The 20,095-nt window shown below is 56.5% G+C and carries 17 protein-coding genes and 1 pseudogene; 5 read left to right on the top strand and 13 right to left on the bottom strand.

What is annotated here, in order from left to right; all coding sequences use genetic code 11:
- Nucleotides 1-111 precede the first annotated feature (111 nt).
- Nucleotides 112-1,077 carry a polyprenyl synthetase family protein gene (locus AXE65_RS08540; RefSeq protein WP_068390883.1) on the top strand — a complete coding sequence of 322 codons (966 nt, stop codon included), beginning with the start codon at nt 112-114 and terminating at the stop codon, nt 1,075-1,077.
- 26 nt (nt 1,078-1,103) lie between these two features.
- Here the strand turns inward: AXE65_RS08540 and dnaB are convergent, their stop codons facing one another.
- From dnaB to gltA, 5 genes are all read right to left on the bottom strand, one after another.
- Nucleotides 1,104-2,498, bottom strand: coding sequence for a replicative DNA helicase (gene dnaB / locus AXE65_RS08535; RefSeq protein WP_068390881.1), 1,395 nt, complete (start codon nt 2,496-2,498; stop codon nt 1,104-1,106).
- Nucleotides 2,491-3,969, bottom strand: a complete 1,479-nt coding sequence (gene trpE, locus AXE65_RS08530; RefSeq protein WP_068390879.1) for an anthranilate synthase component I — start codon at nt 3,967-3,969, stop codon at nt 2,491-2,493. The genes dnaB and trpE overlap by 8 nt, the downstream gene beginning before the upstream one ends.
- Nucleotides 3,966-4,757, bottom strand: coding sequence for a phosphoglycolate phosphatase (locus AXE65_RS08525; RefSeq protein ID WP_079214109.1), 792 nt, complete (start codon nt 4,755-4,757; stop codon nt 3,966-3,968). The genes trpE and AXE65_RS08525 overlap by 4 nt, the downstream gene beginning before the upstream one ends.
- Nucleotides 4,757-5,428 (bottom strand): ribulose-phosphate 3-epimerase, encoded by a 672-nt coding sequence (gene rpe / locus AXE65_RS08520; RefSeq protein ID WP_068390966.1) that lies wholly within the window; start codon nt 5,426-5,428, stop codon nt 4,757-4,759. The genes AXE65_RS08525 and rpe overlap by 1 nt, the downstream gene beginning before the upstream one ends.
- Before the next feature lie 64 nt (nt 5,429-5,492).
- The gene (gltA, locus tag AXE65_RS08515) at nt 5,493-6,794 is read right to left on the bottom strand and encodes a citrate synthase (RefSeq protein WP_068390876.1); all 1,302 of its coding nucleotides are present in this window, start codon (nt 6,792-6,794) and stop codon (nt 5,493-5,495) included.
- A 277-nt stretch (nt 6,795-7,071) separates the two neighbouring features.
- On the opposite strand from gltA, the gene AXE65_RS08510 reads away from it, so the two are divergent.
- Nucleotides 7,072-7,383, top strand: a complete 312-nt coding sequence (locus tag AXE65_RS08510) for a YhbY family RNA-binding protein (protein ID WP_068390869.1) — start codon at nt 7,072-7,074, stop codon at nt 7,381-7,383.
- Here AXE65_RS08510 and nudC read toward each other — a convergent pair.
- From nudC to AXE65_RS08480, 6 genes are all read right to left on the bottom strand, one after another.
- On the bottom strand, nt 7,371-8,171 hold the full coding sequence (gene nudC, locus AXE65_RS08505; protein ID WP_068390864.1) for an NAD(+) diphosphatase: 801 nt from the start codon (nt 8,169-8,171) through the stop codon (nt 7,371-7,373). The two genes, AXE65_RS08510 and nudC, sit on opposite strands and share 13 nt — an antisense overlap.
- Before the next feature lie 3 nt (nt 8,172-8,174).
- Nucleotides 8,175-9,836 (bottom strand): FimL-related protein, encoded by a 1,662-nt coding sequence (locus tag AXE65_RS08500; protein WP_068390861.1) that lies wholly within the window; start codon nt 9,834-9,836, stop codon nt 8,175-8,177.
- Between the two features lie 41 nt (nt 9,837-9,877).
- Nucleotides 9,878-10,690, bottom strand: a complete 813-nt coding sequence (locus tag AXE65_RS08495; RefSeq protein ID WP_068390858.1) for a crotonase/enoyl-CoA hydratase family protein — start codon at nt 10,688-10,690, stop codon at nt 9,878-9,880.
- A 135-nt stretch (nt 10,691-10,825) separates the two neighbouring features.
- Complete coding sequence (locus AXE65_RS08490; RefSeq protein WP_079214108.1) at nt 10,826-11,764, bottom strand: bifunctional enoyl-CoA hydratase/phosphate acetyltransferase; 939 nt, start codon at nt 11,762-11,764, stop codon at nt 10,826-10,828.
- 9 nt (nt 11,765-11,773) lie between these two features.
- Nucleotides 11,774-12,544, bottom strand: coding sequence for an enoyl-ACP reductase FabI (fabI, locus tag AXE65_RS08485; RefSeq protein ID WP_153015432.1), 771 nt, complete (start codon nt 12,542-12,544; stop codon nt 11,774-11,776).
- Between the two features lie 173 nt (nt 12,545-12,717).
- Nucleotides 12,718-14,958, bottom strand: a complete 2,241-nt coding sequence (locus tag AXE65_RS08480) for an Orn/Lys/Arg family decarboxylase (RefSeq protein ID WP_068390848.1) — start codon at nt 14,956-14,958, stop codon at nt 12,718-12,720.
- A 512-nt stretch (nt 14,959-15,470) separates the two neighbouring features.
- Between AXE65_RS08480 and AXE65_RS08475 the strand changes: the two genes are divergently transcribed.
- Nucleotides 15,471-16,853, top strand: coding sequence for an NAD(P)/FAD-dependent oxidoreductase (locus AXE65_RS08475; RefSeq protein WP_079214107.1), 1,383 nt, complete (start codon nt 15,471-15,473; stop codon nt 16,851-16,853).
- 15 nt (nt 16,854-16,868) lie between these two features.
- Nucleotides 16,869-17,219, top strand: coding sequence for a cupin domain-containing protein (locus tag AXE65_RS08470; RefSeq protein ID WP_068390844.1), 351 nt, complete (start codon nt 16,869-16,871; stop codon nt 17,217-17,219).
- Nucleotides 17,220-17,407: 188 nt separating this feature from the next.
- Here AXE65_RS08470 and AXE65_RS08465 read toward each other — a convergent pair whose 3' ends face one another.
- Nucleotides 17,408-18,850 (bottom strand): PucR family transcriptional regulator, encoded by a 1,443-nt coding sequence (locus AXE65_RS08465; protein WP_068390843.1) that lies wholly within the window; start codon nt 18,848-18,850, stop codon nt 17,408-17,410.
- A gap of 76 nt (nt 18,851-18,926) precedes the next feature.
- A pseudogene (locus tag AXE65_RS13580) lies at nt 18,927-19,092 on the bottom strand (IS5/IS1182 family transposase); the annotation flags it as partial.
- Nucleotides 19,093-19,219: 127 nt separating this feature from the next.
- Between AXE65_RS13580 and AXE65_RS08460 the strand changes: the two are divergent.
- Nucleotides 19,220-19,828, top strand: coding sequence for a helix-turn-helix domain-containing protein (locus AXE65_RS08460; protein ID WP_068390840.1), 609 nt, complete (start codon nt 19,220-19,222; stop codon nt 19,826-19,828).
- Nucleotides 19,829-20,095 lie beyond the last annotated feature (267 nt).

Genomic DNA, 20,095 nt, shown 5'->3' with positions numbered 1-20,095 from the left:
GACAATGGCTTAGCCAACAGGTGCTGTTTGAAAAGGGTTTTAAAATCAATATATTAAATAACTGCTGTATAATTTTAAAACTTATGTTTAGGCAATGGGAATAAATTTTAAATGTCCATGCAGAGCTTTTATCGAGTGGTTGCAGATGATTTTTCAGCGGTCAACAACATCATTAAAAAACAGCTTTGCTCGCGTGTGCCTTTAGTGGAAGAAGTCGCCGACTATCTGATTGCGGCGGGCGGCAAACGCCTGCGACCGTTATTGACGCTGCTCGCCGGACGAGCGCTCGATTACCGCGACGATAATTTGCAACTGTTGGCGGCGACCATTGAGTTTTTGCATACCTCCACCCTGCTGCACGACGATGTAGTCGATAAATCGACCTTGCGCCGAGGCCTTGCCACCGCCAATGCGCAGTGGGGCAATGCGCCTTCGGTGCTGGTGGGCGATTTTCTCTACGCGCGGGCGTTTGAGATGATGGTTGAGCTGGATTCAATGCAAGTGATGCGCATTATTTCCCATGCCACGCGAGTCATTGCTGAAGGCGAGGTGCTGCAACTATCGCGCGTGCACGATGCCGATACCAGCGAGGCGGTTTATCTCGACGTTATCCGCAGCAAAACCGCCATGCTGTTTTCAGCGGCAAGCCACAGCGCGGCGGCACTTTCAGGCGCGCCACCTTCGCGCTGCGAGGCGCTGCGCCAATTTGGCGACCATCTGGGGATTGCCTTTCAACTGATTGATGATGTACTGGATTATCAAGGCGATAGCAGCAAGATGGGGAAAAACCTGGGGGATGATTTAGCCGAGGGCAAACCCACGCTGCCTTTGATTTACTGTATCCGCGAGGGCAGCGCGCAGCAGGCGGATTTGGTGCGACAAGCGATAGTGCAGGGCGGCGGGGAGCTTGCGGCGATTTGCCAGGCGGTTAAGGACTGCGGAGCGCTCAATTACACGCAGCAGCTTGCCGAGCAACATGCGGCCAAGGCGCTGGACTGCCTTGATGCGTTACCGGCTAATGATTGCCGTGAGGCGCTTGCTGATTTGGCGCGGTTTTCGGTAGCGCGCCAGTATTAGCGGGTAGAGGGCGAGAAAGTCGCAAGCTAGTTGATGGCGTAGCCGCCGGCGGCGAGGTTTTCGAAGCGCGAATATTTGCCAAAAAAAGCCAGACGCACGGTGCCGATGGGGCCGTTGCGCTGTTTGCCGATAATGATTTCGGCAACGCCTTTGTCTTCACTGTCCGGGTGATAGACCTCATCACGGTAGACAAACATCACAATATCGGCGTCCTGCTCGATGGCACCGGATTCGCGCAGGTCGGAGTTTTGCGGGCGTTTGTTGGGGCGTTGTTCCAGTGCGCGGTTAAGCTGCGATAGGGCAATCACCGGGCAGCTAAATTCCTTGGCGAGCGCTTTGAGCGAGCGGGAAATTTCGGAAATCTCATTGACGCGGTTATCGCCGCCGTAACCTGGAATCTGCATCAGTTGCAGGTAGTCCACCATAATCAGCGCAATTTCGCCGTGCTCGCGTACCAAGCGGCGGGCGCGGGCGCGCATGGTGCTGGGGCTGATTCCGGCGGTATCGTCAATAAACAGTTTGCGGTCTTTAAGCAGGTTCACCGCGCTGGTCAAGCGTGGCCAATCGTCATCGTCCAGACGGCCGCTGCGTACGCGGGTTTGGTCGATGCGCCCAAGCGAAGCAAACATACGGATGGCGAGCGCGTCGGCGGGCATTTCCAGCGAGAACACCAAAACGCTCTTTTCGGTGCGCAGCAGGGCGTTTTCCACCATATTCATGGCGAAGGTGGTTTTACCCATCGATGGGCGACCGGCGACCACAATCAAGTCCGCCGCTTGCAGGCCGCTGGTTTGGTTGTCCAAATCGGTAAAGCCGGTGGATAGACCAGTAATCGCATCGCCTGCTTCGTACAGGCTGTCGATACGGTCGAGTGCTCGCCGCAAAATCTCATTAATGGGCAGCGGCCCGCCCGCTTTGGGGCGGTCTTCGGCGATTTGGAAAATCAGTCGTTCGGCTTCTTCCAAGACCTCTTCACTGCTGCGCCCTTGCGGCTGGTAGGCGTTGTCGGCGATTTCCTGGCTTATGCCTATCAGTTGGCGCAAGGTCGCGCGTTCGCGGATGATTTGCGCGTAGGCGCGAATATTGGCAACCGATGGGATATTGCTTGCCAGTTCGCCCAGATAGGCCATGCCGCCGACTTGTTCCAGATGGCCTTCGCGCTCCAGTTGTTCGCCCAGCGTGATCACGTCAAACGGCTGGTTGCGTTCGGCCAAATGGCTGATGGCACGGAAAATCAGGCGGTGGTCATGGCGGTAAAAGTCGCCGTCGCTAACCGCATCTAAAACGCGCTCAAAGGCGCTGTTATCGAGCATCAGCCCGCCAATTACCGATTGTTCGGCTTCAATCGAGTGCGGCGGCAGCTTCAGCGCGGCGGTTTGTGCATCGGAGTGCGGCGGGCGAAGGCGAGAGAGGTTATCCATCAGCAAATTCACAAGCTAAGGCAATGGCGCGGAACATGGCGCGGCGTTTGTTGATGGTCTCTTCCCATTCGGTGGCGGGTACCGAGTCGGCGACAATGCCGCCGCCGCCCTGGATATGCAACTCGCCGTCTTTGATAATCGCGGTGCGGATGGCAATGGCGGTGTCGAGATTGCCGTTCCAGGCAAAATAACCGACCGCGCCGCCGTAAATGCCACGCTTGACCGGTTCCAGCTCGTCAATGATTTGCATGGCGCGCAGCTTGGGCGCACCGGATAGCGTACCGGCGGGCAAAATCGCTTTTAGCGCATCCAGCGCCGACAGTTCGGCTTTAAGCCGTCCGCTGACGTTGGAGACAATGTGCATCACGTTGGAATAGCGCTCGATGACCATTTTTTCGGTCAAATGAACGCTGCCGGTTTCGGCAATGCGCCCGACATCGTTACGGCCGAGGTCAATCAGCATCAGATGTTCGGCCAGTTCTTTGTCATCGGCCAAAAGCTCGCGTTCCAATGCCAAATCTTCATCCGGCGTCTTGCCGCGCGGGCGGGTTCCGGCTATCGGGCGCACGGTGACTTCGCCGTTTTCCACCCGCACCAACACTTCTGGCGAGCTGCCCACAATTTGAAACGCGCCCAGATCGAGAAAATACAGATAAGGCGTGGGGTTAATGCAGCGCAGGGCGCGGTATAAATCAATCGGCGCATGGTTAAAGGCAATCGACATACGCTGCGAAGGCACGACTTGCATGCAGTCACCGGCCAAAATGTATTCTTTGATGCGGCGAACCGCTTGTTCGTAATCCTCGCGGGCAAAACTTGCACGAAACTCGGGTGTTTTTGTGTTTGGCTGCGATGGGTCAATGGCTGTGCGCGCCACCAGCGGCTGGCTCAGTTGTTGCTGCAAGGCATCGAGCCTTTTTTGCCCTTCGGCAAAGGCGTTCGGTTGCGCCGGGTCAACCAACACGATGCTGTGCAGCGTGCCGGATAGATTGTCAAACACCACTACGGCTTCTGAGACCAAAAGCAAAATATCCGGCGTGCCTAACGGGTCGGGGTTGGGGCAGGGATTTAGGGTTTTTTCCGTGTAGCGCAGGCTGTCGTAGCCAAAGTAGCCGACCAGTCCGCCGTTAAAGCGCGGCAGCCCCGCAATGTCCGGCACGCGGTAACGCGCTTTAAATTGTTCGATAAAAACCAGTGGGTCATCGGCATGCAGGTTTTCGAGAAGCTTGTCGTCTTCATAGACTTGCACCTGCTGGCCGCGTACCGTCAAGCGTGTGCGACAGGGCAGGCCAATGATTGAATAGCGCCCCCATTTTTCCCCGCCCTGTACCGATTCAAGCAGATAGCTGTATTGGCCTGCCAGTTTTAGATAGATGGAAAGCGGCGTGTCGAGGTCGGCCAAGGTTTGCCGTGACAGCGGAATACGGTTGTAACCGGCTTCAGCCAGACGGGTAAATTGTTCAAAAGTCATGGGGATGCGTGTTGCTGAAAAGGATTAAGGCGCTTTAACCAAGGCAGTACCGTCGCGGACGGGTTATCCAGTGCGAGGCTAAAAACGTTTTCTGAATAGTCCGGCAGTAGCTCGCGTAAATCATCGATCACCAGCGCCGGATTTTCCTCGGCAATCGGGCGGCCGTGGTTGTAGCCATAGGATAGCGCCACGCAGCGCACCTGTGCGGCATGCGCGGCGCGGACATCGTTGCAGGAGTCGCCAATAAACAGTGCCTCATCTGCTGTTACTCCGGCCATTTGCAGCACAAAGAGCAAAGCGGCCGGATCGGGTTTGCACTGCGCGAGCGTGTCACCGCCGATAATCCAACGGAAATAGCGGCCAATTTTCAAGTGGTCGAGCAGCGGGGCGATAAATTGTTCCGGCTTGTTACTGACCAGCGCCATTTCTATTTGTTGCTTATGCAGCCATTTCAGCGTGGGTAATGCGCCCGGGTAGAGCTGGCTGTAATGCTGCGCGTTTGCGTAAGCAGCCATAAAACGGGCGAGCGCGGGTTCGGTTTGCTCTTCACTGATGGCGCTGTGCTCCATGCTGCCTGCCAGTGCGCGGCGAACCAGCACTCTTGCGCCATTGCCGACCCAAGTGCGCACGTCGGCAAGCGCGACGGGCTCTCGCCCTAACTCACTGAGCATTTGATTGAGCGCGGCGGCCAGATCCGGTACCGAATCGACCAGTGTGCCGTCCAGATCAAACATCACCAGTTTCGGCAGGCTACAGGTGCAATCTGTAAACAAGTGAGAAAGTGTCATCAGTCCCTTGCCTCCAGTTCGCGGCGCAGGCCGTCGATGGCCGCACGGTAGTCTTTTTGTCCAAAAATGGCCGTTCCGGCGACAAAGGTATCAGCACCGGCCCTGGCGATTTGGCGGATATTGTCTTGCTTAACGCCGCCGTCGATTTGCAGGCGGATGGGCAGGCCGGATTCATCAATCAAGCGGCGCGCTTGGCGCAGTTTGTCCAAGGCCGATGGAATAAAGCGCTGCCCGCCAAAGCCGGGGTTAACACTCATCAGCAAAATCAAATCGACTTTATCCAGCACGTAATCAAGTGCATCCAGGGAACTTGCCGGATTAAACACAAGACCTGCTTTCGCGCCGCCTTCTTTAATCTGCTGCAAACAACGATCCAGGTGAACGCAGGCATCGGGGTGAAAGCTGATGTAGTTCGCGCCCGCGGCCAGAAAATCGTCAATCAGCCGCTCCACCGGCGTCACCATCAGATGTACATCGAGCGGTGCGCTAATGCCAAAGCGGCGCAGCGCGGTGCAGACCATAGGGCCGATGGTGAGATTGGGTACGTAGTGGTTGTCCATGACATCCAGATGGATGATGTCCGCCCCGGCTTCAAGTACGCGGGAGACCTCCTCGCCTAAGCGGGCAAAGTCGGCGGCGAGGATAGACGGTGCAATGGCGTAGGGCTGCAACATTCAAACTACTCAGAAGGCTACGGGGAGGGAATTGTAGCCTTCCTTGGCGCGTTGCAGCAGACTATTCCGCCATGCCGTTACGTCGCTCCAGCGGGACAAAATCGCGCAAGGCACTGCCGGTATAAAGTTGCCGCGGACGGCCGATTTTGTAAGGCGCGGATAGCATTTCCTGCCAGTGCGAAATCCAGCCAACGGTACGCGCGAGGGCAAAAATTACCGTGAACATGCTGGTTGGAATACCAATCGCCTTAAGAATAATGCCGGAATAAAAATCCACATTCGGGTAGAGGTTGCGCTCTTTAAAGTAGGGGTCGGCGAGGGCGATTTCTTCCAGACGCACCGCCAGTTCAAGCTGCGGGTCGTCAATGCCGAGTTCGGTCAAAACGGCATCACAGGTGCGCTTCATCACTTGCGCGCGTGGGTCGAAGCTTTTGTAGACGCGATGACCAAAGCCCATCAGGCGGAACGGGTCGTTCGGGTCTTTGGCCTTGGCAATAAAGCGCTCGATATGCTCCACGCTGCCGATTTCTTCGAGCATGTTCAGCACCGCCTCATTCGCGCCGCCGTGCGCAGGCCCCCAGAGCGCGGCGATACCGGCGGCAATGCAGGCAAACGGGTTGGCGCCGCTGGAGCCGGCCAGACGCACGGTAGAGGTGGAGGCGTTTTGCTCGTGGTCGGCGTGCAGGATAAAAATCCGGTCTATCGCCCGTGCCAATACCGGATTGATGGGTTTATCCGGCTCGCACGGCGAGCCAAACATCATATGCAGAAAGTTTTCCGCGTAACTTAGATTGTTGCGCGGATACATCATCGGCTCGCCCAATGAATACTTGTAGGCCATCGCGGCAATGGTCGGCATTTTGGCAATCAAGCGCATGGCGGAAACTTCGCGGTGGCGCGGTTTAGTGATGTCCAGCGAATCGTGATAGAAGGCCGACAGTGCGCCGACCACCCCGCACATCACCGCCATCGGGTGCGCATCACGGCGAAAGCCGTTAAAGAAGGATTTAAGCTGCTCGTGCACCATGGTGTGATTTTTGATGATGTCGACAAACTGGGCTTTTTCCCGCGCGCTGGGCAACTCGCCGTTAAGCAGCAAATAGCAGACTTCCAGATAGTCCGAATGCTGCGCCAGTTGCTCAATCGGATAGCCGCGGTGCAACAAAATGCCCTTGTCGCCATCGATATAAGTGATTTTTGACTCGCAAGCGGCGGTGGACATAAACCCCGGGTCAAAGGTGAAGTGATTGGTTGCGCCCAACTCACGTACATCAATCACATCCGGCCCCAAACTGCCGCTGAGTATGGGCAGTTCAACGGGGGTGGTATCTTCAATAATCAGTTGCGCCTTTTTTTCAGTCATCTCGGGCTTTCCTTCAATAAGGGGGTGTTGAAGCAGGGCTTGCCGTGAAGTCGCTGGTAATGGGCATCCTTGTTACCGCCAGGATTGCCTTGGCTATGCTGGCTTGCTTTAGCCGTGTAAGTGCTCGCCTTTTGTGCGCTGCAAGATAAAGGCTTGAGCGCAGACTGTCAATTTTGCCCTATGGCAAACAACCCTGCGCCAGCGGGTGAGGGGAGAGGGTGGCACTGGTCAAGGGTGGCAGGTAAAATGCCCGCCTTCTCTTAAAGCAGACCGCATCATGCCGTTATCCACCGCGCAAAAGAAACAATACAGGGCTATTGGCCATCATCTGCGGCCGGTTTTGACGGTGGTGGACAATTCGCCGAATGAAGGGGTTTTAGCGGAGCTCGAACGTGCTTTAAGCGACCACGAACTGATTAAAGTGCAGCTTCGCTTGGAAGGCCGCGAGGCGCGCCAAGCGTTGCTCGATGCGCTGTGCCAGGCCGGGCGTGCGCAGGCGGTGCAGACTATGGGCAAAACGGCGTTGTTGTACCGAAAAAATCCCAAGGCTAATCCGCTACTTTCCAATATCAGTCGTTATTTGGGCTGATATTCGCGCAGATAACGCTCAATCAGTTGCCGCGCAATGGATTGCGGCATGGGCAGTTTGGGCAGTTTATCGAGCGAGAACCACTTTGCATCTTCGATTTCATCGGCCTGGATGCAAATCTCGCCACTTAAATACTCGGCGTGAAAGCCCAGCATCAGCGAATGTGGGAACGGCCAGCTTTGACTGCCCAAGTAGCGCAGATTAGTAATTTCCAGCGCCACTTCTTCACGCACCTCGCGCACCACGCATTGCTCGATGGTTTCTGCAGGTTCGGCAAAACCGGCCAGTGTGCTGTAAACCCCGGGGACAAAGCGTGGCGAGCGGGCGAGCAGGATTTTATCGCCCCTGGTCACCAGCACGATCATCGAAGGCGAAATCCGCGCGTAGCTGTCAAGCCCGCAAGCCGGGCAGCGCATGCAGCGCTCGCCGGGAACCTGCTTGTTTTTTGCGCCGCAGCGTCCGCAAAACTGATGTGCAAAATGCCAATGAGCGACTTGTTCGGCAAAGCTGAGCATCTGGAAGGTGGCGCTGTCACTTTGTTGCATCAGCGTGCGCAGGCTCTGCCATTGCCCGCAGGGCAGTTTCTTCGGCTCGTCAATCAGCAGCAGGCCAACCGGTTTTTCGTCGAAAAAGCCTAAGTGGTGTTTGCCGAGAATGCCAAGGCTTGGGTCAAGGCTATGCGGCGCAAACAGTAATCCGTGCGGCGCAGCCAAAAAGCCTTGTTCGCTGCGCAGCAGATAGCCGTTCGCTTCAGCTGCGAACGGCGGGGCGCTGCGCCAGATGGGCATTGCTTAAGCCGCAACAGCAACGCCCAGGCTGTTTAAGCTCTGTGTGGCGAGCAGCAGCGCTTCGGACTGGCTGCCGTTTTGCTGTAGGGCGCTGCCGCTTTCCAGGTAGTATTCAAGGCTGGTGAGCGCATCGGCGAGGACTTCCAAATGCTGCTCGGCGGGCATTTTCTCGGCGCTTAAGATGTGCTCCTTGATGTAGTCGCGACAGCCCTGTACCAGTTGCAGCGTACGTGTTTGCCCTAAAAACCACAGACCGCCGCAGACGGTGGCAAGACCCTCTGGCACTTCGGCGAGATGTATTTTGTCGCCGTCTGCCTCAATCCAGTTCATCAGTGCTTTGCGTGCTTGTACCAAGCCAATGCGCGCTTCATCAATGGCGGCAATGCGCGCTTCAGCCAGTTGCTGACGAATAAAGGCTTGGAATTGTTCGTCAACGGCGTCTTCTTTGGCAAGCTGCGTCTCGCCGCGTTCCAAACGACTCAGCAAGTTTTCGGTAAGCAGCAGGGTATCGGCGAGTTTGCCCAGTTCCGCAGTCGGCACTTGAGCGCTTCTCGTCCACTGTTCGACGCGCGGTATCTGTTGTTTCAGCGAGGTGCTGGCGGCCGGCAGGTCAATCATCGCCAGCGTATTGGCCAACAGGCCAAGCTGTATTTTTAAGCTGGTAAGACTTTCTTCGCCGTGACTGCCGCGGCCGATTAAATCGACGATTTCCTGGATGCTGATGAGTTCTTCGCGCACGGCTTGGGTGAGCGATTGCATGACCGAGCGGTCGGGGCGCAAAAGAAGCTGGCGGTGTTCTCTAAGGTCATGGTCGGTAAAGGGCAGCACGGGCAGTTCAAAACTGCTGCGTAGCTCGCGCGTGCGCGGGCTCTCGCTGGTTGAGAGCGCAAGCAGATAGAGCAGTTCTTTGTACAGTTCCTTGGGGCTTTCGTGCTCAGGGTTTTGCAGCCTTTGCCGCAGTTCACGGTCGAGCTGGGAAAACAGCTTGCGCCGTTCTTTGCGCAGCAGCAGGCCGCCATTTTCGAGTGATTCCAGCACGGCGGCACCGACCCAGAACAACTTATCGCCACGGCTGGCGGCAAACAGTTTGTCGAGGCGTTCAAAGGCGCGAGCCATCAGTTTGATGCTGGCCTGCGCGTTTTGTTCGCGCAAAATGCCGAGCAGGCCGACTTGGTACATTTGCCGCAGTCTTCTGGCCATCAGGTTGCGGCTTTGGTTATCCAGCAGCGCGGGGGCGACTTGCGGGCGCGGCGCGGCCAGTTTGCAGCGAAAGAAAAAGCTCTCCGGCAACGGGTTCTCGTCGTGCGCTTTGCGCAGGGCGTTAATCACCGGCAATAAAAACTCGCTGTATTGCCGGCAGGCACCCTCGTTGCATTCCAGATGGCGGCGCAGCGCATGCAGGGACGAAAGCAATGCGGGCAGGCGGTTGTCTGGAGATTGCACGCAGGTTGTTAGCAGCCGGTCGATTTCTTGCAGTAAAAAATCCGCGCTGGAGAATTCAATCAAGCGCAAGGTGCCGCGCACTTGCTGCAGGTTTTCGCGGACTTGTTCGAGCAGCTCTGGATTTTTTTCGGCGATAAATTGCCCCAAAGCGGTTTCTATGGTTTCCAATGCGACGAACAGCTCACTTTGCACTAACCCCAGAGAGTTTGCTGCTACTGTCATAGTTAAATCCTTCTTCCGGTTAATCCATAGATTGATTGGTTTCAATCGGCAAAAGTGGCCGTTTGTTTGCTCATCAAAGCGCGTACTGCAAGCGCCGGGTCTTTGCCTTGCAAAAGACCCGCATTGAGCGTTGCGACATGGTCAAGGCCGCTGGCAATGCGGTGTTCCCGTGCATGGTTTAACACTTGTTTGCTGGCGCGAATGGCGAGCGGGGATTTTTGCGCAATCTGCCTCGCGATTTCCAGTACGCCTGCTTGCAGGGCGGCGGGACTCTCCCAGGTGCGCTGAAGTAAGCCGATCTGCTGCGCTTCATCTGCGCCGAACAGCCTGCCGCTATAGGCAAGCTCACGGGTCATACCATCGCCAATCAAGCGCGGCAGGCGTTGCAGGCTGCCAAGGTCGGCCACCAGTGCCAAGTCAATTTCGCGGATGGCAAATTGCGCTTCGTCGCTTGCGTAGCGCATGTCGCAAGCACAGACCAAATCGAGCGCCGCGCCCAAGCAATAACCCGAAATCACCGCCAATACGGGCTTTTTGCAGTGATCGATGGCGGCTACGGCGCTTTGCAGGTCAATAATTTTCTGCCGCAACTGCTCGGCGTTTTGCAAGGCATCCTGGCCAAATTCGCTGGCCATTTGCATGAGTAGGGATAAATCCATCCCGGCGGAAAAATGCTCACCTTGCCCGCTTAAGATGACCACACGGATCGCTTTGCAGTCGTTGATAAAAGCAAAAACTTCCGGCAGTTCGCGCCAAAAGTCTTGGTTCATGGCATTGCGTTTTTGTGCGCGGTTAATCACCACACGGGCGATTTTGTCCGTGACTTCAACCAAGAAGGCTTTAAATTCGGGCATGCGGATTATTCAAGCAAAGATAATAAGAGGCGGCACTATATAACAAGAGATAATGCCGCTGCTTGCTTGTCACTTGATAAGGCAGCGTATTTTCATTCCCTCGCCCCCTTTCCCACAAGCGGGCGGGGAACAGCCCTAGGGCGGGGTGTTGCGAAAATGTTGGGCGAGCAGCAGCGCTAATGCGCAAGAAGCCATGCGGGACTTTCTCGAATCGGCACGGCTGGTCAGCATAATCGGCACTTTTGCGCCCAGCACCATGCCCGCGCCGCTCGCATTTCCCATAAACATCAGTTGCTTGGCGAGCATATTGGCGCTTTCCAAATCCGGTGCGAGCAGAATGTCGGCCTGACCTGCCACTTGCGAGCTAATGCCTTTGCTCTGTGCGGCGGCAAGGGATACCGCGTTGTCAAAGGCCAGTGGGCCGTCGAGCTGTGCGCCTTCAATCTGCCCGCGTTCGGCCATTTTGCACAGCGCGGCGGCATCCAAGGTCGCGGGCATGGCCGGGTTGATGGTTTCCACCGCCGCCAAAATCGCCACTTTCGGGCAAGCAATGCCGATGGCGTGCGCCAAGGTAATGGCGTTGCGGACAATATCGGCCTTTTGCTCCAAATCGGGTGCAAGGTTAATTGCCGCGTCAGTGACGATAAACGGGCGCGGATAGGCCGGGGTTTGCAGTACAAAGCAGTGTGATAGCCGCCGTTTAGTACGCAGTGCACCGCTTTGGCTTTTCAGTACCGCGCTGATCAGCTCATCGGTATGCAAACTGCCTTTCATCAGCGCTTGCACCTCGCCTTTGGCCGCCAAGGTTACGGCGTAGTCGGCGCCAGCGTGGCTGTGCGGTGCGTCAATGATTTCAATGCCTACCAGGTTAAAGTCGTTTTCCTCGGCCAGCGATTGCAGTTTGGATTTGGGACCGACCAGTAGCGGCTCAATCAATCCGGCCTGATGGGCATCCAATGCACCGCCTAATGAAGCGCTGTCGCACGGATGCACTACGGCCACGCGAACGCTGCCAAGCGCTTTGGCCTGGCGGCTTAAGGTGCGGCAGATGCAGTCGCTATCAACAGTATTCATGCGCGCTCCTTAACCCAGGATGTGATAACCGGCATCGACATAGAGCGTCGAGCCGGTAATGTTGCGCGCCGCATCGCTGACCAAAAATGCGCAGAGTTCGCCGACATCGGCGATATCCACCAAACGGCGCAGCGGAGCACGGGATACGGCTTGCGTCATCAGCGCATCAAAGTTGGGAATGCCGGAAGCGGCGCGGGTCGCAAGTGGGCCGGGCGAGACCGCATTGACGCGGATATTTTTCGGCCCGAGTTCGCTGGCCAAATAGCGGGTGGTGGCTTCCAGCGCGGCTTTGACCGGCCCCATAATGCCGTAGTCGGGGATGACTTCTTCGGCACCGACGTAGCTCATGGTCAGCAGACTGCCGCCCTGTTTCATTAAAGGCTCAGCCAGATGCGCCATCTGCGCAAAGGAATGACAGGAGATCGCCATTGCACGGGCAAAGCCGCCGCTGGAACTATCCACTACGCGCCCGTGCAGGTCTTCTTTGGGCGCAAAGGCAATCGAATGCAGGATAAAGTCAAGCCTGCCCCATTGCTGTTCGATGGTTTTAAACAGCGCTTGCATTTGCTCTGGCTGCTCGACATCCAAAGCGGCGGTGATGCTGGCTTTGACTTCTTGCGCCAAGGGTTCTACGTGCTTGCGTGCTTTGTCGTTAAACCAGGTCACCGCAAGTTCCGCGCCTGCCTTGGCAAAAGCGTTGGCACAGCCCCATGCGATGCTGTTGCTGTTGGCAATGCCGACAATCAAGCCTTTTTTGCCGGTTAAATCCAAAGTATTCAAGCAAGCCTCCTGTACTTCCATTAACAGAAACACGTATTTTGCACTGCAAAAGACCATGCAGGCAATAGGGATTAGAAGCTTTTATAGAATGGCTCTATGAATGATGGCTTATCACCGGTTGAGTGACGCCCTTCTCCCACTGGTGGGAGAAGGGCTGGGGAGAGGAAAACCGGTTAACGCTTTAAGCACAGCGCGGTATAGCCGTTTTCCCCCTGTTGCAGGCCGTGTACATCGGCGCCAAAGCCGGGGAAGCGCTGCTCAAAGTCTTGGGCAAAGCGCAGGTAGTCGATAATCGGGCGGCTGGTGGCGGTAAAGCGCTCGCCCGGCATAATCAGCGGAATGCCGGGCGGGTAGGGCACCAGCATTACGGCGGCAATGCGCCCTTCGAGTTGCTCGGCGGGGACGGCTTCGACCTCACCGCGTACCAGCAGGTCGTAAGCCTCGGCGGGTTTGAGTACGGCTTCTGGTAGAGCGGTGTACATCTGCCGCATGGCTTTGGCGGTGGCGTTTTCGCTATAGCACTGGTGCAGCGCCTGGCATAAATCGCGCAGCCCCATTCCGGCATAGCGAGCGTCTTCTTTAAGCAACGAGGGCACGCTCTCGCTAAGCGGGGCGTTACGATCGTAGAGGTTTTTAAAGCTGAGCAGTTCTGTTAGCAAAGTGCTCCATTTGCCCTTGGTAATGCCCATCGAGAACAGCACCAAGAAGGAATACAGGCCGGTTTTTTCCACCACCAGCCCGCGTTCCCAGAGAAATTTGCTGACCACATTGGCCGGAATGCCGTTTGCTTGCGGCGAGCCACCTGTGCTTAAGCCGGGCATGACCAAGGTGACTTTGATCGGGTCAAGCAGCACATAGTCATCCGCCAGCTCGCCAAAGCCATGCCAATGGGCACCGGAGTGCAGCAGCCAGTCCTCGGTTTGCACGTGATCGGTCTTTTTGACGGCGGGCGGCTGCCAGATGTCGAACCACCAGTCGCCCTCGGGCAGGTTCTGCCGCAAGCCTTCCAGCGCACGGCGAAAGGCCAGCGCTTCGTCAAAGGTTTCCTGTACCAAGGAGCGCCCGCTTTGTCCTTCCATCATCGCCGAGGCGACATCCAATGAGGCGAGGATGCTGTACTGCGGCGAGGTGGAGATGTGCATCATAAACGCCTCGTTAAAGCGGTGCGTATCGAGCGTGCGCTTGCCGCCGTTTTGCACGTGAATCATCGATGCCTGACTGAATGCGGCCAGCAGTTTATGGGTGGAGTGGGTGGTGAAGACCAGCGGCGAGTCTTCCTGCGGCGGTGTGCCCATGCCGTAGCGCCCGGCGTAAAACGGGTGGAACGCGGCGTAGGCGTACCAGGCCTCGTCAAAGTGCAGCACCTCGACGCTGTCTTTGAGCGCCTCGCGCACCTTGGCTGCGTTGTAGCAAAGGCCGTCGTAGGTGGAGTTGGTCAGCACGGCAAGCTTGATTTTGGCTTCTCGCCCACGCGCCAGCGGGCTTTGCTCGATTTTGGCGGCAATCGACTCGGGGGAAAATTCGGACAGCGCAATGGGCCCGATAATCCCCAGTTCATTACGCGCTGGATTGAGATAAAGCGGTATCGCGCCCGTCATGATGATGGAATGCAAAATGGATTTGTGGCAGTTGCGATCAACCAATACCAAGTCATCACGGCCTACCACGCCATGCCAGACAATCTTGTTGGCGGTTGAGGTGCCGTTAATCACAAAAAACGTGTGGTCGGCACCGAAGTTACGCGCGGCGCGGCTTTCTGCCTCGGCGAGCGGGCCGCTGTGGTCGAGCAGCGAGCCGAGTTCCGGCACGGAAACCGATAAATCCGAACGCAGCGTGTTCTCCCCAAAGAACTGGTGAAAGGCTTGCCCGACCGGACTTTTGCGCAGCGCCACGCCGCCGCCGTGGCCGGGCGTGTGCCAGGAATAATTGGACTGCGCAGTATGGGTGACCAAAGCGCGGAAAAACGGCGGCAAGAGTTCCTGCAAATAACCGCGAGCGGCACGCGCCACTTGACGGGCGAGGAAGGAAACGGTGTCTTCATACAGATACAAAATGCCGCGCAATTGGTTAAGGTCGGCCATGGCTTCGGCGGGTGCGTTTTCAATGGTGACTTGTTCACCCAGCGCAAAAATCGGCAACCCAGGCGCACGCACGCGCGCCACGCGGATAAGTTCAATCACATCGGCCAGCAAGCGGCGGTTATCGCCAGCGCCTTCTGCCGCGACCAAAATACAGGCAAGGCCATGATGGGTGGAGGCGACAATGCGGCCTTCTTTCACGCTGGCGGTAGGCAAAATCACAAAACCATCTTGCTCTAACGCCTGCGCTATCTCGCGCAGACGTTGCCCGGCGACGCTGTCGGCTTTGATGTCGTGGTGAACCATCAGAATGGGAAATTTTAGGTCTTTATACATCGAGTATCCTTTTTATTGCTGTATATGAAGTAATGATTTTATTAAAAATCATATAGTTATACTTTGGTGAGTTTCCGTGTCGATTATTTGCGTGGAAAAAGGTAAACGCTAGAGTAAGCAAAAGCCTTGCTACCCCTGCTTTGTGTGTTTACTGGTGGATAGTAGCGCGGCTCTATGTGCATTAGCCAGCCAAGGGCAAGAGGGCTTTTAGGCTGGCGATAGGTGGCTTAAGCTGTAGTGTTTGCAGTATTGATACGCTACTACAGCATTAACCTTTAGACTCGGCGCTTTTTGTACATTTGTCTAAATCCAAGCTTCAGAACTTGGATTTCAGCCATGTTTGCTGCCGCGCACCCCGCTTATCCTGCCGATATGGCTTAAGTGATTTCTCTCACAGAGACGCGCCTGTGCTGGTTTATCCAAAACGGCTGTGCCTGGGTCAGAAGTAGGATGAACATTTTCAAGCTACATCAGGCAAGCCCGAGAACGGGCGGTCTAGGGACAACATCAACATGTCTGCGAAAATTGAGCTGTGCCAATTACCCAATAAACCGCTGTGGTATGCGCCTTCCCCATCGCGCGAACGACTGGATGGAGCCATTCAGGCGGATATCGTGATCGTCGGTGCTGGCTACACAGGCCTGTGGACCGCCTATTACTTGCTTAAAAGCAATCCCTCTCTGCGTGTGGTGTTGCTGGAGAAATGCGAGGTGGGTTTCGGCGCATCCGGAAGAAATGGGGGCTGGGCCTCGGCCATTTTCCCGATTTCTCTGCATCGTGTGGAGCAACTGTATTCCCATCACGCTGCGCTGCATCTGCAGTCGGCGATGAATGAGACAGTCGATGAGATCGGTCGAGTCCTTGCCTTGGAAGGCGTCGAGGCCGACTACGCCAAGCAGGGTTTTCTCTCCCTGGCTCGCAGCGCACCACAGATGGCGCGGGCGCGTGCTGCAGTCGAATCATCGGCACGTTTTGGCCTGCCGGATCAGTGGCGAGTGCTGGAAGGCACTGAGGCTCGGTCCAGCATTGGCGCTGAAGGTACGCTGGGCGGTCTGTACACCGAGCATTGCGCGCTGATTCATCCCGGCAAGTTGGTGCGCGGACTGGCTCAATTGGTCGAAAGCATGGGTGCCAAGATTTACGAGCAATCTGCGGTCTTGCAGATGGCGCCTGGTGTGGTGCACACAGAGCAGGGGTCAGTGCGAGCCGAGATGATTGTTCGTGCTACCGAAGCTTTTACCTCTCAACAGCCGGGTAAGTCGCGCTTCGTCATTCCGCTCTACTCGTTGGTGCTGGCCACCCAACCGCTGCCGCCAGACCTGCTGGCCAAGTTGCGGCTGAACCACCGCATGGCCTTTAACGACATGCGCCATCTGCGCGTCTATGGACAAGTCACCGCTGAAGGGCGGTTGGTGTTTGGCGGTCGTGGGGCACCGTACAAATGGGGTTCAAGTATGCCCGACCAAGCTGATATGGTGGACAGCATCCACGGCAAGATTTACGACACGATGATCGAGTTCTTCCCAGCTCTGCGCGACGTCCGTGTCACTCATCGGTGGGGCGGCGCTCTAGGTGTGTCCCGCGACTGGTGCCCGACCGTAAGCATCGATCGCAGCAGCCGTATAGCGTGGGCTGGCAACTACGTCGGCGACGGTGTAGCTACCAGCAACCTGGCCGGGCGCATCTTGCGCAACCTTATCCTTGAGCAGGATGAGGACATCAACAGATTGCCCCTGGTCAATCACCATTCGCCTGCCTGGGAGCCTGAACCGCTGCGCTGGTTCGGTATCAACAGCGGCCTGGCCGCAGCTTCCTTGAGTGACATCGAGGAGCGCTATACCCACAAACCTTCACGTACCGCCATGCTGCTGGAAAAGCTGACTGGCGCTCATTGATAAGGAGAAATTCACATGACTTCGTTCACCATCCTCAAGCACGCCGACATCAAGGCCTTGCCACTGACTCCGGCTGGCCAACGTGCCGGTGCTGACAAAGGTGATCCGCAGATCGCCATCAGCCAGCAAGCGCCGTCTGCAGTCGGCAACCTCGGCGTCTGGGAATGCCAGCCTGGCGGCTGGCCTGTGGTCGATCGTCCTGATACCGAGTTTACCTACATCATTTCCGGCAAGGCGCTGCTCACCGACAGCAGCAGTGGAGAGGTTGTTGAGGTCACTGGCGGCGACTTGGTGATCCTGCCGCCAGGTTGGAGCGGCCGCTGGGATGTGCTGGAAACCGTACGCAAGGTTTACGCGATCTATTGAACACCTTCTTTTGTATTCGGGGGCGTTGCCGTCCCCTCTTGATGTGAAAGTAACGATGGCCAATAGCATCATAAACTGGATCTTTGGCGCTTAGGCTGAGACCATCGGCGGCCAACAACTGCCAACCCCGCCCACGCAGCGGAGTTGTCTGTTTTATAAAGACGATCGTTCGCCATATGCTGCATTGGTCAGTGCGTGCGCTGAAGCAGCTCGGTATTTCTACCGGCCTGAATGGCTATCCAAAAACGTGCGATGCCTTGCGTAGTGGTCGGCCTGATGCCAGTGAGTTGTTCCACAAGCTTCAGTCGGTATACCAACGTTTGTCGGTGAATGTTCAGGTCAATGGCAGCTCCTTTCCAGTTTCCGTCGTTGTCGAGGAAGGTCATCAAGGTAGTCAGAAGCGCTGCGCCCTGAGCACGATCATGCTCGATCAATGGTCCCAGATACCGTCCAACCAGAGCCCTGGCTTCAGCGAGCGATTTCGGTGCCATGATCATTCCCGTCTCGGCCTCACCGTAGCGCAAGACCGTGCTGTCTAACTCGGCGGCTTGGGCAAGCGCCAATCGGGCCTGACGCACGCTTTCACGAAAGCCGGTAGCGGTGGCGATCGGGCCGCTGACGCCAATCAAGGTGCCGCGCCCGAGGTTGCTGCGCAGCGCCTCGAAAGTCGTTGGGTCGTCGCGGCTTATTGCCAGCAGTATCCGGTTGTCTGTCAGCAGCAACGGGCAGACTGTCTGCAAGGCGGGAGCATGGTGCACCTCGTCGGCATCTCGACTTCCATCGACACCCGGCTGAATAGCCAGGCTTACCAAGCTTCCGCTAAGTCCGCGCCTATCCAGCAAGGGTTTAGCGAGGCTGAACTCGGTTTCGCTGGCCAGCAAGCTGCGCAAGAGTGCCGCCCCTTCTTCTCGTAATTGGTCACGCTGGATCATCAACCGCTCCATTTCAACACCCAGTAGGCCAACCAGAGATCGTACGAGGATGGTGTCACCCAGTGAGCGCTGGCTCGGACGAGTCATCAGCAGATTGGCGCGGGAGCGTCCCCCGATGGGGATTCGCTCGACCTGCCCGCTTGCTGAGCCGCTTATGCAAGGCACTATGGTTATGCCGGTTTCACTGTCTTCTATCGCCAACTCCAACCCGAGCGTGCGGGCTAAAATCCCCAAACGACCGGTCATATCCGCTGCTTTTCGTAGCGCGTCGGCATAGGTTTGGAATAGGCGCTCACTCGCATTCAAGCGCTCGCGCTGCGCCTGCAGGACGCTCTCGATCACATAGTGCGAGAGTTTGACGAACTCCAGTTCAAAGCTGGCTTGCAAGACCGGAAACAGCAGCCGGTCGGCCGCATCAAGTAGCGCCTGTGACAATGGAGGAGCCTCAGGCCGTGCAGCAACGACGAGGGCGCTTGAGTGGCTCTGTACCAGTTGCTCCAGCCACGCCACTTGGGCTTGTTCTTCTGCAGGAAGACCAATACCCGTCGTCATGACGAGGTCTCCAGGCGAAACCCATCGCCAAGGATCCGGAAGGTCTACGGTGTGCGCCCAGGTGATCACGCGAGCCGTACCCGCCAGGCCAGCGGCGGCCTTGAGCTTCAATGGGGCTATAGCGATGAGATCGTGGACGGTGAGCATGAAAAAAGGGTTCTCAGGTCAAACTAAGCCATAGGGCGAGATGTGGGCATCAGTAGCTAACCATGCTAAGCGCAGAGTCGGCAAGCAACCATTTACAGCGCTTGCGGGCGACCAGGTTGGCTTGAGGGATTGCTGACTTAGTCCAGCAAAGGCTGGGCATCGCTGATGTTACTGGCTTGACCGGCAGAGAGAAGGAAGCGCAACGGTATCCCGCCTGCGTCGCAGAACATTTGAATTTTGGTCCTGTCGAGGGGAGTGATGATCACGCGTTATCGAACGGCAAAAGAAAAAATCGATGGTGATTTTTCTTTATTAAAGACAATAATAAGTTTATTTTTTCATAGACTTGTCCTTTGATAGGAGTAGTAAATGCGCATAGATAACACCGACCTGCTCGATCAAGGGCTGGAAAGTGATGTTTCTCGGGATCGAGTGGCGCTGGGAGAAGAGATCCGCAAACTACGCAAAGCGCGCTGCAAAACCTTGTCGGAAATCGCTCTTGCTACCGGACGCTCGATTAGCTTTATCAGTCAACTGGAGCGCGGTCGTGCGGAGGTGCCCATTTCCGACCTCAAGCGCATTGCTCTGACCTTGGGTGTGCCCATCGACTGGTTCTTTATGACCAACGAACAACCCGCAGCCGAGGTTGGCAGAGTGGTCAGGGCGAATGCCCGCCGACGCTTGGGCTCTGTGGCAGGTGGCCTGACTGAGGAGAGTTTGTCGCCCTCCATCGGTGGCGAGTTCGAGATGTTCCGCAGCACCATCCGGCCGGGCGCCACCTTCACTGCCAAGCGCACTCGGGGCACTGAAGAAGAAGGTTTTATCATTTCAGGACAGCTGAATTTGTGGATTGATGAGCAGCTGTTTGAACTGCATGAGGGCGATAGCTTTCGCATCGTCAACGAACCCTACCGCTGGGAAAACCCAGGTGAAATCGACACCGTAGTGATTTGGGTGATTGCGCCTCCCGCTTTCTGACTTTTGCACTGCTGCCCTATCAGGGAAGCCAGAAGTAAACAGCCCATTCCCCCTCGTAATGCTATGTCTTGGCGTGAAGGTCGCCTGATGGTGCCCCGTGCGCTGTGCCCGTGGTTAGCGAAGTGCAAGGGACAAACCCGCTAATTGCCGTCCAGGAAACCTTCAGAAAGGGCGCATCCGGGCACTGTTCTTTAGATTCTGCGCGAACGCTGGAGACACGGGCGTTGAAGTGATCTGGGTGCTCGCTTCGTTAGCTCATTGAGCGAC

The sequence above is a fragment of the Ventosimonas gracilis genome (assembly GCF_001580025.1).
Classification (GTDB): Bacteria; Pseudomonadota; Gammaproteobacteria; order Pseudomonadales; family Pseudomonadaceae; genus Ventosimonas; species Ventosimonas gracilis.
This window is presented reverse-complemented; position numbering and strand designations above follow the sequence as displayed.

Bases quoted from the DNA above. Each gene is read 5' to 3' on its own strand.
- AXE65_RS08540 (WP_068390883.1), top strand. From the start codon at position 112: ATGTCCATGCAGAGCTTTTATCGAGTGGTTGCAGATGATTTTTCAGCG.
- dnaB (WP_068390881.1), bottom strand. From the start codon at position 2,498: ATGGATAACCTCTCTCGCCTTCGCCCGCCGCACTCCGATGCACAAACC.
- trpE (WP_068390879.1), bottom strand. From the start codon at position 3,969: ATGACTTTTGAACAATTTACCCGTCTGGCTGAAGCCGGTTACAACCGT.
- AXE65_RS08525 (WP_079214109.1), bottom strand. From the start codon at position 4,757: ATGACACTTTCTCACTTGTTTACAGATTGCACCTGTAGCCTGCCGAAA.
- gltA (WP_068390876.1), bottom strand. From the start codon at position 6,794: ATGACTGAAAAAAAGGCGCAACTGATTATTGAAGATACCACCCCCGTT.
- AXE65_RS08510 (WP_068390869.1), top strand. From the start codon at position 7,072: ATGCCGTTATCCACCGCGCAAAAGAAACAATACAGGGCTATTGGCCAT.
- nudC (WP_068390864.1), bottom strand. From the start codon at position 8,171: ATGCCCATCTGGCGCAGCGCCCCGCCGTTCGCAGCTGAAGCGAACGGC.
- AXE65_RS08500 (WP_068390861.1), bottom strand. From the start codon at position 9,836: ATGACAGTAGCAGCAAACTCTCTGGGGTTAGTGCAAAGTGAGCTGTTC.
- AXE65_RS08495 (WP_068390858.1), bottom strand. From the start codon at position 10,690: ATGCCCGAATTTAAAGCCTTCTTGGTTGAAGTCACGGACAAAATCGCC.
- AXE65_RS08490 (WP_079214108.1), bottom strand. From the start codon at position 11,764: ATGAATACTGTTGATAGCGACTGCATCTGCCGCACCTTAAGCCGCCAG.
- AXE65_RS08480 (WP_068390848.1), bottom strand. From the start codon at position 14,958: ATGTATAAAGACCTAAAATTTCCCATTCTGATGGTTCACCACGACATC.
- AXE65_RS08475 (WP_079214107.1), top strand. From the start codon at position 15,471: ATGTCTGCGAAAATTGAGCTGTGCCAATTACCCAATAAACCGCTGTGG.
- AXE65_RS08470 (WP_068390844.1), top strand. From the start codon at position 16,869: ATGACTTCGTTCACCATCCTCAAGCACGCCGACATCAAGGCCTTGCCA.
- AXE65_RS08465 (WP_068390843.1), bottom strand. From the start codon at position 18,850: ATGCTCACCGTCCACGATCTCATCGCTATAGCCCCATTGAAGCTCAAG.
- AXE65_RS08460 (WP_068390840.1), top strand. From the start codon at position 19,220: ATGCGCATAGATAACACCGACCTGCTCGATCAAGGGCTGGAAAGTGAT.